This is a genomic window from Pedobacter gandavensis, assembly GCF_032678745.1.
In the GTDB taxonomy this organism is placed as follows: Bacteria; Bacteroidota; Bacteroidia; order Sphingobacteriales; family Sphingobacteriaceae; genus Pedobacter; species Pedobacter gandavensis_C.
Window position 1 is genome coordinate 37,133 of record NZ_JAVTST010000013.1, and the last position, 11,360, is coordinate 48,492.

General features: G+C 39.6%; 7 protein-coding genes and 1 pseudogene. 4 read left to right on the forward strand and 4 right to left on the reverse strand.

The genetic code is table 11. The features are described from left to right. Positions 1-23: 23 nt before the first annotated feature. Genes R2S10_RS24750 through R2S10_RS24535 form a run of 3 tightly spaced genes read right to left on the reverse strand, consistent with a single transcriptional unit; the run spans position 24 to position 1,354 of the window. A complete protein-coding gene (locus tag R2S10_RS24750) occupies positions 24-257 on the reverse strand; it encodes an RES family NAD+ phosphorylase (RefSeq protein ID WP_410479029.1) in 234 nt (77 codons plus the stop codon). Next, positions 209-460 carry a sce7725 family protein gene (locus R2S10_RS24530; protein WP_316843038.1) on the reverse strand — a complete coding sequence of 84 codons (252 nt, stop codon included), beginning with the start codon at positions 458-460 and terminating at the stop codon, positions 209-211. Before R2S10_RS24530 ends, R2S10_RS24750 begins: the two co-directional genes overlap by 49 nt. A 9-nt stretch (positions 461-469) precedes the next feature. Next, positions 470-1,354: a sce7726 family protein gene (locus R2S10_RS24535; protein ID WP_316843039.1), complete on the reverse strand. Its 885-nt coding sequence runs from the start codon at positions 1,352-1,354 to the stop codon at positions 470-472. A 419-nt stretch (positions 1,355-1,773) separates the two neighbouring features. Here R2S10_RS24535 and R2S10_RS24540 point away from each other — a divergent pair, with 419 nt between their 5' ends. Next, complete coding sequence (locus R2S10_RS24540) at positions 1,774-3,279, forward strand: malate:quinone oxidoreductase (protein ID WP_316843040.1); 1,506 nt, start codon at positions 1,774-1,776, stop codon at positions 3,277-3,279. An 88-nt stretch (positions 3,280-3,367) separates the two neighbouring features. On the opposite strand, the gene R2S10_RS24545 is transcribed toward R2S10_RS24540, so the two are convergent. Next, positions 3,368-5,026 carry a DUF3472 domain-containing protein gene (locus tag R2S10_RS24545; protein WP_316843041.1) on the reverse strand — a complete coding sequence of 553 codons (1,659 nt, stop codon included), beginning with the start codon at positions 5,024-5,026 and terminating at the stop codon, positions 3,368-3,370. A 337-nt stretch (positions 5,027-5,363) separates the two neighbouring features. Here R2S10_RS24545 and R2S10_RS24550 point away from each other — a divergent pair, with 337 nt between their 5' ends. The 3 genes and pseudogenes from R2S10_RS24550 to R2S10_RS24560 all read left to right on the forward strand — a co-directional run. Then, positions 5,364-6,410, forward strand: coding sequence for an NAD(P)-dependent alcohol dehydrogenase (locus tag R2S10_RS24550; RefSeq protein WP_316843042.1), 1,047 nt, complete (start codon positions 5,364-5,366; stop codon positions 6,408-6,410). Between the two features lie 164 nt (positions 6,411-6,574). Next, a complete protein-coding gene (locus R2S10_RS24555) occupies positions 6,575-9,016 on the forward strand; it encodes an AsmA family protein (protein WP_316843043.1) in 2,442 nt (813 codons plus the stop codon). Positions 9,017-9,203: 187 nt separating this feature from the next. Then, positions 9,204-11,360, forward strand: a pseudogene (locus tag R2S10_RS24560) (hypothetical protein); the annotation flags it as partial.

Sequence of the window (11,360 nt, forward strand, 5' to 3'; positions counted from 1 at the left end):
AATTTTTATAGTTCTTTAGCAGATTATTTGGGTTCCCAATCGTATTGTAAGTTTGTTACCCGATGAAAAATAGCATCAACGCAATCAAGTTTTTTATCGGTAAAGATGGCTAGGTTATAGCCGTTGGAATTCATCGCACTTTTATATTCTACGCCATCAAAACCTAGTGATTTGATGAATTCGCATAAATATTGCGTGGGTAAATAATCTAAATGTACATCTTGTTTACGAACTGGTCTAGATAGCTCATGCTCCAAACGTCACCGTGTTCTGGATTCACAATCAATTGCATTTGAACTTCAATACGTTTGAGTGCAATTAAAGCAGTTTCTATACTTTTAAGGTCCTTTTTTAGTGGTTCAACAATTGGAGAGATTTTAAGAGGGTCTAATGGTAAAGCACAAAGCTCGCGCAAAGCGAGTAATTCATACTGTTTACCCCTGAGATACGGTAAGTACATAGCGTTAATTTAAATCTGATGAGTTAGCCTTTCAATTAGACTAATATATTGATTCTGATTTAAATTGTAGTGATAGCATGCTAAACGAAGTATATCGGGAACACTCGGATCTTGTACGAGGTCATTTGTGGAAAGACTGATCCTTTGTTTTATAATTTTAAGAAATGTATTCTGAACATCTAGTACGGAGTAGCTGGACAATAGGTTTATGCAGGCCTTAAACATTCGTACTGGGGTTGCTTCGGGGAGTTTTCCAGTAATTTCATAAACTAGCTGTAGATATTCTTCCTTGCGTAAAGCTTTCATCATTACCAGGATATCAAGCTTTTCATTATAAGTTTGGGCAGGTTTAAACAAGTCGATTGTATGATGTTTAGAAAATGTCATTATCCCAACATGGTCATCGACACAATTTAAGTATTTACCAATTTCCGAATGATGTATGACAATGTAAACTTCAGAAAATCCTTTGTAGTAGTCATTTATCTGAGTGTATAGTCGCTCAGGACTATCCAATTCAGTTTTAATTTCGAAGACTTTGTTCGTACCATTGATTAAAATGGTATCAGCCTTAGAATTGCCTATTTTAAACTCATTTAATAGTATGGTGTCGGAAAGCGAGTAGTTGTTTAGAACGTAACTGTTTAGTAGCGCAACTTTATACAAGTATTCATGACGGTAGTGTGTCAGTAAATGCTCGTAAGAACTATTAATTAGCTCCGAAACATAAGATTTCTTTTCAACTTCAACTCCGTTTTTTTTTAGCAATTGCTTAAGGTGCTTCGCTTGTTGTTTGAAATTATCGGTAAACATCATCCGTTGTAGCCCGGCATTAGACATCATTTTTGCTAATGCGCTGAGATTCACCTGGGAGTTAATACGACCTAAAGACATAGTGTAAAGGTAATAACAATTAAAGAGATTTATAATCAATGAGCATGTCAATATCCAAAATTCGCAGCTGTGTTTTGTGTAAGTTTAAAGGGCTGATCTTTTAAATTTACAGTCGCTCCAAATTATATTTGGCATGTCATTTAAAAATGACAAATAAATGAGTTGCTAAATCGTTGATATTCTGAATATCTTTCTGTGAATTATATCTGATCAAAGGAAATTATCCTATAAATACAGGTAATAAAATTAGAACGAATGAAAATTTGACGGATAATTGAGTTGATTTCACTTGACTTTACCTCATTTCTGAGTGTAGTTTTTTGAATTTTATAGAATTGACAGAAATAATTCGTAAAACATCTTGTTTTTTGAAGGTTTATTTGATAAGGTATTGTATTTTTGCATAAAAATTCAAATAAATGACTCGTAAGAATAGTAATTCGGAAAAAACTGCGGATGTTGTATTGATTGGAGCAGGGATAATGAGCGCTACGCTAGGTGTATTACTCAAAGAATTGCAGCCGGATATCACCATAGATATTTTTGAAAGACTGGACGTTGCTGCGGCAGAGAGTTCTGATGCCTGGAATAACGCCGGCACCGGGCATTCTGCATTTTGTGAGCTAAATTATACGCCACAATTAGCAGATGGTTCAGTAAAAACTGCAAAAGCAGTTGAGATTGCAGAATCTTTTGAAGTATCCAAGCAGTTTTGGTCTTTCCTGGTTAATCAGAACCTGGTTGGATCACCCGAAACATTCATTAAGAGCATTCCTCACGTTAGTTTTGTGTGGGGAGAGAAGAATGTTGCCTTTTTAAAGGAACGTTTTGACCGACTTCAGGAAAACCTCCTTTTTGAAGGAATGAAGTATTCTGAAGATCCGGAGCAATTGAAAAAGTGGATGCCATTGGTAATGGATCAGCGAGATCCTGAAGAAAAGGTAGCTGCGACAAGAATGACGATGGGAACGGATGTGAATTTTGGTGCTTTAACCAGAATGATGTTCAACACACTTCAGAAAATGGAAGGTGTGAATATGTACTTTTCTCATGATGTCAAAAAACTAAAGCAAAAAGATGGGCTTTGGGAAGTGAAGGTGAAAGACTTGGCTACAGGAGATAAGCGTTTGGTGAAAGCTAAATTTGTTTTCATTGGTGCTGGTGGTGGCTCGATGCCATTATTGGAGAAATCTGGTATTCCTGAAGGTAAAGGTTTTGGCGGTTTCCCGGTAAGCGGACAATGGTTGAAATGTATCAATCCGGATGTCATTGCAAATCATGAGGCTAAAGTATATGGCAAGGCTTCGGTTGGCGCGCCACCGATGTCGGTACCACACTTAGATACCAGAATGATCGATGGCAAAAAGGCGTTACTTTTTGGTCCTTATGCAGGATTTTCTACAAGATTCCTGAAAAATGGTTCTTTAATGGACCTTCCTATGTCAATTAAAGTGAATAATATTCGTCCGATGATTTCAGCAGGACTGGATAATTTGCCACTAACAAAATATTTAATCAACCAGGTGCGTCAATCTCCGGAAGACCGTATGACTGCCCTAAGAGAATACTTGCCTACTGCCAAAATGGAAGATTGGGAACTGGAAACCGCTGGTCAGCGTGTTCAGGTGATCAAGAAAGATGAGGAGCATGGTGGTATTTTAGAGTTTGGAACGGAAGTGGTTACTGCTGCGGATGGTTCAATTGCGGCTTTGCTTGGTGCTTCACCAGGTGCATCTACCGCTGTATCTATCATGATTACTTTAATGGAGCGTTGCTTCGGCGAACAATTGAAAAGTAAAGAATGGCAGAAAAAACTAACAGCTATGATTCCTTCGTACGGTCATGCTTTAAGTAAAAATGTAAAAATGACTGAAGAGATCAGGTCTAATACAACGAAAACTTTAAACTTACGCGAAGCGGAATAAGATCGGGTAGTTTTCAAAACATAAATAGAGAAGGGCTTTTAGTGTGAATACTAAAAGCCCTTTTTTTATGCTTCATAAAATCAATAGACTATTGCGCTTCTAAAATCCATTGTTGATTGGCAGTGCCTGTAGTTCCATTCATGGAGTATAGGACGAGCCTTTGACCATTTGTGCTACTGCTGCCAGGATTGTCTAGGATATAATGATTAGACATATTACTCTGAATGACATATTTATTTGTGCCCACAGAAACCAGGTTCCATTGCTGGTTGATGGCATTGCTCACTGTATATTGGATTACATTAGCACCTATGGTTTGAGTTCCTCCGGAAATGTCTATGGCTTTATTGCTGTTGCTGTTGATCAGCACGGTGGCTCCATTTTGTGTGCTTAATTTCCATTTTTGTTCTGCTCCGGCACTACTGATCGATTGTACAATATAGGCGCTATTTGCCGTGCTGTTTCCTTCAACGGATAAGTATAGTCCACTGGATGCGTTTTTCAGTCTATACCAGGTTGCAGGTGGATCTCCAGGAATCAATGTGGAGCTGATTGCTGGGGCTACCTGGTTAAAGATATCGGTAATGGTAACCCTTGCAGTATAGGTCCCGCTTCCCAGCGTCACATTGCTAAAGCTGGCAGTTCTTTTTTGAGGAAGGACTTCATCAATTGTATTGATAACTGTTCCAGTAGGGTCGATCAATTCCACTTTTGAAGAGAACTGAGGGGTTTTTATGCTATTGTTGGTCCAGCTGATGTAAATGGTATTTCCTGAATAAACAGCAGCTACAGACTGGGTTTCTCCAACAGTGATGACTGGTGCCGTTCCCTGATTGGTTTGTGCAGGTAGGGTTAAAGTTCGACCTGTACCAAAAGCGGCATCGGGTTGTACGCTACCGCCATGCTCCATAAAATAGGCATCTTCTGTTGCATCATATCCGGAATTAAAAGCACGATCGTAGATGCCATTTCTACCTTCATCACCAGAATTGGCGCTAAAACTTCTGCTGGTATGTTTTTGCCATACGTTGGTGGTACTTAGGTTCCAGCAGTCTTTGAAAAAAGCTTTCCTGATGAAACTACCATCATAGGCAGGATTGCCACCTGTCCAGTTTTCGAGAAAGGAATCATTTCCGGCGCCTAAAAAGGTGGTTCGCTCCGGAATGGCAAGGGTAGAAGTATGGAACCAGATTCCGGTACTCATGTTTTGAACGAAGGTGCCGATAAACAGCTCTCCATTGAGCTTCCAGGACCTGATGGCAATATTGTACCAGGTATTGAGGGCCCATTGATATGGATTAATGGTTTTGTAACCATCACCTTCACCGCCGAATCTGCCGCTAATGGTGTTTGTTGCCGTGTAGGCTACTCTGGAGAACACACCGCCTGCGGTATTAGGATCCCAATGTGAAGCAATCAGGATGTTTGGTGTGCCAAAAGAATTGTCCGGGGTTTGTTGGAAACCATTGTAACCGCCTGAGTAATTGTGAACAGAGAAATATTCTGCATTGGCGGATTGGGTAATCTTAATCTTGTGAATTTTTGCAATGGCATCCGAAGGAAAAGAAAAGAAAATGTGTTGTGATGGTGCTGCATTTTCGGTACCAGCAACAGCGAGGCTGCTGTTCAGTTCCCGCTGCTGCTTTTCGATGTTTTCAGCAAGGATGGACTTTTGACAGGAAGTCAGATAGGTAAATAGGAACAGCAGCAGTAAAACCGGCTTGAAGTAGAAATTGGTTAATTTCATAATGATTGGGTTTAGGAATAGATTTAATTATAATATAAGTTCAGGAGAAGTATTGATAGTCAGTTGGTTTAGTGTTGCGCAAACGGTTGTGTAGACTGGTGTGATCTGAATAAGGATTGTAGGAAAAGCTATTCGTTTTTCTAAGCCCTGTCTGAGGATGTTATTTTGTTTTCTATTGTTAGTTGAGATTTTTAATAGGTTTTTTGGCTATTTATCTTTTTAACAGCATATGCAAACGTTTGTGTAATAGTTGAGCAAGAATACAAGTACCTATGGTTTTTAGCCAAAACATTTTCATTAGTTTCGGTATTTATAAAGAAAACTAATCATAAAAGATATGACTTCAGTAAAAGCATACGCAGCTTATAAAGCAGATAAAGCATTGGAACCTTATCAGTTGACTCGTCGGGAGCCGGGTGCAGAAGATGTGGAGATTAAGATTTTATACTCAGGAGTGTGTCATTCAGATATTCATACCGCAAGGAATGAATGGGGAGGCACCATGTATCCTGTTGTTCCCGGCCATGAGATTGTCGGTAAAGTGACCCGTGTAGGGGCTAATGTTAGTAAGTTCAAAGCTGGCGATACGGTGGGTGTCGGCTGTTTTGTAGATTCTTGCGGTCATTGTAATAACTGTAAAGACCATCAGGAACAGTATTGTGAAAATGGTCATACACAGACTTATAATTCATTTGAACAAGATAAGAAAACCCTTACTTATGGCGGTTACTCAACACATATCGTGGTAACACAAGGTTTTGTTTTGAGTGTTTCTGATAAGTTGCCATTGGAAAAAGTAGCGCCTTTGCTTTGTGCAGGGATCACTACTTATTCTCCTTTGAAACATTGGGGCGTGAAAAAAGGAGATAAACTTGCGGTTGTAGGTTTGGGTGGTTTAGGCCATATGGCAGTTAAACTTGCTGCTTCTATGGGTGCGGAAGTGACGATGTTGAGTCGTTCTCCAGGAAAAGCTAAAGATGCTGAGGAGTTAGGTGCGCATCATTTTGCATTGACTACCGAAGCTGAGACCATGAAAGGTCTTGCCAATACATTTGATTTCATCATCGATACGGTTTCTGCGGAGCATGATTATAACCAATATCTGGCTTTATTGCGTACCAATGGTGTGATGATCTTACTGGGTGTGCCACCAACACCATCTGAGGTGCATGCGGTACAACTGATCTTTGGTCGCCGTAGTTTGGTTGGCTCATTGGTTGGTGGAATTAAGGAAACTCAGGAGATGCTGGATTATTGTGCTGAGCATGGCATCACTTCTGATGTAGAAATGATCAACATGAATCAGATCAATGAAGCATATGAGCGAACCCTGGCAGGTGATGTGCGGTATCGTTTTGTAATTGATATGGCCTCTATGGATTAATTGTTTCTTTAACATAATTTTAAACCCGCAAAGCTTAAGACTTTGCGGGTTTTCTTGTTTAGGGCTGTGTGTTAATCGCATTGTTTTTCATAAATTGGGGTAATTGTCCTGCAAAGCAGTTTGTTGCCAAACAATTTGATGGTTAAAAACGTTAGCTTTTTACAATGGAAAAAATGCCTCGCTGGTCTAAGATTACACTCAGAATATTTGTTGGTTTAATAGCGTTTGTAGCGCTTATTTTTATAGGACTTGGTTTGTATGTGAATGCAAATAAAAAGACTTTACTGGCCACGATTACAGAGAAATTGAATAAAAATCTACATGGTTCACTAACTATTGGGAGCATGGAGCCTACTTTCTTTAAAGGCTTTCCTGGGGTTTCTATTGGTCTTAGAAATGTGGTGATTAAAGATAGTCTGTGGAAGGAACATCAACATACTTTGCTGGAGGCAGAGGATTTTGAAGTTTCAGTGAATACAATGGCCTTATTGAGAGGGACTATTGAGATCAAAAAGATAGGAATTAATAATGCTAAAATTGACTTGTTTACAGATTCTTCCGGTTATAGTAACACCGCGGTTTTCAAGAAAAAAGAGAAGAAAGAACCTAAATCTGATCAGGGAAATACAGATGCTCAATTGAAACAATTCAGCTTAAATAATGTGGATTTTATTGTCGACAATAGAAAAGGACATAAGTTGTTTCATTTTGTAGTGGATGATCTGGAAGGAAAGATGGATTATTCATTTTCCGGATGGGAGGCTCAACTGAAATTAAAGACGTTGGCGAAGAGCATGGCCTTTAACACGAGAAGAGGTAGTTTTATTAAGGATAAGATGTTAGAGGGGCCTTTTAAGATCAATTATGATGAGGATACCGGGGTTCTTCTGGTCGCACCGAATCAATTGAATATTGGAAAAGATCCTTTTATGATTGGGGCTAAATTTGACACCTCAAAAGAGAATACTGATTTTACAATAGATATCAAAGCACCTTCCATCCTATGGAAAGATGCAGCCAACTTGTTGGCACCGAATATTACGGAGAAACTATTGATGTTTGATCTGAAAACGCCTATTGATGCGAGTTGTACTTTGAATGGTAATATGGGACCTGGTGGTGATCCGGAAATTAATGTAACTGCATTAGTGAAAGACAATGTGTTGAAAACTCCCGGAGCTTTGATTGATAGCTGCAATTTTAAGGGAGTTTTTACTAATAACTATGAAAAGGGTAAGGGCTTTACAGATGCGAATTCGGCGATTAAGTTGTATCAGTTTAAAGGAGCTTATACCGAGATGCCTTTTTCAATTGATACAATGCTTATTCTTAATCTGGAGAAACCAATTGCTACTGGTGTTTTCAAATCGAAATTTAGTGTTGCTAAACTGAATAAAGCAATAGGTACGGAAACATTGAAGTTTGGGAAAGGAACAGCAACGGTGAAATTGGCTTACAAAGCGGATATTGTTGATTTTAAGCTGCACAAGCCATTGGTTACGGGTGTTATAGATGTGGTGAATGCTGATGTGAGCTATGTGCCAAGAAAGTTGAATTTCACCAATACGGCGGTGTCTTTGAATTTTACTACAGATGATCTTTTTATTAAAAACATTCGTTTGCAAAGCGGAAAGAGTATTGTGATGATGGATGGTAGAATTCGTAATTTCCTGAATTTGTATTATAATGATCCGGAGAAAATTTTACTGAACTGGCAGATTAGAAGTCCGCAGTTACACTTGGGAGAGTTCTTAGGTTTTCTAGGTAGCAGAAAACCAGCCAGGACTGCAAAAAAGAATAATAAAAATACCAGTTTCTCAGAAGATGTAAATGATCTATTTGAGAAGAGTAAGGTAGATATGCATTTGCGGGTAGCCAAGGTATATTATAATAAGTTTGTCGGCACGGATGTAATGGCAGATTTGTTTCTTTCTGAGGCAGGTATTGGTATGAAAAATATTAGTGTGAAACATGGTGGTGGCTCTATGAAAGTAGATGGGAATATCGCCCAAAAAGGAAATATGAATCGATTCCTTGTGAATACAACTTTGAATAATGTAGACATTAAGAATTTCTTTTACTCATTTGACAACTTCGGAATGACTACGCTGACTTCTAAAAACCTGAAAGGTTATCTTTTTTCTAAATCGAAGATTGGTGGTTTGATTACCGATCAGGGGAGAGTGGTGACGAATTCCTTGGCAGGAGATATTAGTTTTGACCTCAAACAGGGGGCATTGTTGAAGTTTGAACCCGTAAAAAGTGTGGGTAAATTTGCTTTCCCTTTCAGAGATCTGGATAATATCACTTTTAGTAACCTGAACGGGAAGTTTGATGTTCGCGGTCCGCTGATTACGATTGCGCCAATGCAGATCAATTCCAGTATCCTGAATATGGATGTTTCAGGGGTGTATTCTATGTCGAAAGGAACGAATATTGCCGTGGACGTGCCATTGAGGAACCCTAAAAAAGATGCAGATATTACTGATAAAAAGGAAATTCAGGAACGTAGGATGAAGGGGATTGTACTTCATTTACTGGCAACAGATGGGGAGGATGGTAAGATTAAGATCAAGCTGAATAAGAATAGGAATAAGGTGAAATAATAGGCGGTTTTTGGGTTGTTGTATTGATAATTTTGGCATTTAATTACCAGAGTCGTCAATCATTTGTAATGATTATAGTTATTTTAATTAAAGAATAAATATTCTTATATAGTGGACAATAATATGTTTATTGTAAAATAGTTTAATTTTAGAATAAATAAGTAGTTTGTGTTTTATTTTGATTCGAATGAGAACGAAGAACATATTGCTACTGTTTTATTTATGTTTTGCATTTCAAAATATATATGCACAAGTGTGTGGAACCCCAGGTAAAGATGGGGTTCTTGCTGATCGATCAAGCACTATCAATACCTATTTCGCTCCTGCAGGTGATGTGGTTCTTGCCACTGGATCTAGGCAGATCATGCTCAATGGAGTAGGATCGAATGATGGCCTTTTATATGATCATTGTGGGAGTATTCCCATTAGCCCTGGAGATCTTTTGATCCTGATTCAGATGCAGGATGCTATTATAAATTTTAGCAATGATGCGAACTATGGGGCAAACGATCCTTTTTCCGGGCCAGACCGGCTTGGTGGAACTGGATACACGGACTTAGGTAATAGTGGTAAATACGAATATATTGTAGCAACAAATTCTGTGTCTCTTAGGGGAGGTTTATTAATTTTCAGAGGAATGGGTGCAGGAAAAGGTACAGTCAATGAATACACAAGTGCTGCTCCAACCGCTCTCCGTGGTTCCCGAAGTTTTCAGGTCATTAGGGTTCCTCAATACGCTAATGTTCAACTTGATCCAATTAGGGGCACTTTAACTGTACCGAGATTTAATGGTAAGGTAGGCGGGGTATTGGCTTTTAATGTCGCGGGAGTTTTTGATTTAAATGGGGACAATATTGATGTTTCTGCATGTGGTTTTTTGGGAGGGAACAAGGGACGTTATTTTGAAATAGGGGACGGGGAATATAATAAGAGTGATGTTTATGCTCAACTTACTGCAAGAGATGGTCCATATAGATATTCAGGTAAAGCAAATGGAATAGCTGGTACGCCAGGATATGGTTTTCCATTGGGGTCCTGGGGTAAAGGAGCACCTGCAAATGCAGGAGGTGCAGGTAATCTCTATTTGGCTGGGGGAGGAGGTGGTGGAAATGCCGGGGCTGGAGGAGTTGGCGGTAATGGCCTTAGTCGTGGGGATCCAAGAGATACTTTTCCAAATGGCGGACGTCCGGGCTCTAATGTATATGACAATACTTCAGTTATAGACCGATTGATTCCTGGAGGTGGAGGCGGTGGCGGTGATCTTAAAGATAGTGGTCATGGGGGGGACCTTTTTAATGGTGGAGCAGTTGTTCTGATTAATGCGGGTCGGATTACGGGAACGGGATCTATCCGGTCCAACGGATATTTTTTAAAAAATTTCACCTTGGGCAACGATCCAAGAGAATTTCAACCTCTCGTTTCAGGGACAGGAGGAGGAGCTGGTGGTACCATTTTCATTAATGAACTTCATGGAGATTTACCAGCCAATGTTCTTGTTGAAGCCAAAGGAGGTAATGGCTTACCAACAGCATTCAGAGGTGCTGTTGTTTCCAGTGCAGGGCCTGGCGGCGGCGGCGGTGGTGGACAGATTTTCTCCTCTATGACTGTTTCAAGAGCAATAACCGATGTAAGTAAAGGGAAAGCCGGCACATTGTCCGGTACGAATGAGACAAAATCCGCTGCGGATGGTCAGGATGGGAATCTGAGGCATTTTAGCAATAATGACCTTCCGCCACATTTAAGGTATGGCCTTTGTTTTCCAGAACTCATCACTACCGTTTCTCAAAGTGATGTAACTCTCAGCTATTATGCAGGTGGGCAGGTCACCTATTTTATCCGAACTACTAATCTGCAGCAGGCTACTGCTTCTGGAATCAAGTTAGAAATGAAACTGCCGTTGGGTTTTTCTTTTGTATCGTCAGAAGTATTTTATACTGGTGATGCCAGTGGTCCGGAACAGTTGACTAATTTGGACACGACTGCTGTTCGACTGATTTTTGGGGATTTTACGTTGTTTCCAGGTGATGAGGTTTTGATCAAGCTTACTGCAAAAATTGACTGTACTGTTCCTCCTGGTATTTATCATGTTAGCGCACAGGCATTATTTCCAGATCCTCTAAGAGCAGCCATTCATCCAGATAGATTGGTAACACCTTTGGTCAATGCTTTTCCCAATACTTTTACCAGTTATGAAGGTTCTTCAACCGCTGTTGAGGGTAGAAATTATAATGGTAATTTGCCTGATTGCAATACAGAAGATGTGCTGGTGATTGCCCCTATGATTACGGGAAATCAGATCCAAATGCCACAAATTACGGTGTTTTGTTTAGCTGGGGATCCAGTA

Coding starts and splice junctions, on each gene's coding strand:
- R2S10_RS24530 (WP_316843038.1), bottom strand. CDS start 460: ATGTACTTACCGTATCTCAGGGGTAAACAGTATGAATTACTCGCTTTG.
- R2S10_RS24535 (WP_316843039.1), bottom strand. CDS start 1,354: ATGTCTTTAGGTCGTATTAACTCCCAGGTGAATCTCAGCGCATTAGCA.
- R2S10_RS24540 (WP_316843040.1), top strand. CDS start 1,774: ATGACTCGTAAGAATAGTAATTCGGAAAAAACTGCGGATGTTGTATTG.
- R2S10_RS24545 (WP_316843041.1), bottom strand. CDS start 5,026: ATGAAATTAACCAATTTCTACTTCAAGCCGGTTTTACTGCTGCTGTTC.
- R2S10_RS24550 (WP_316843042.1), top strand. CDS start 5,364: ATGACTTCAGTAAAAGCATACGCAGCTTATAAAGCAGATAAAGCATTG.
- R2S10_RS24555 (WP_316843043.1), top strand. CDS start 6,575: ATGGAAAAAATGCCTCGCTGGTCTAAGATTACACTCAGAATATTTGTT.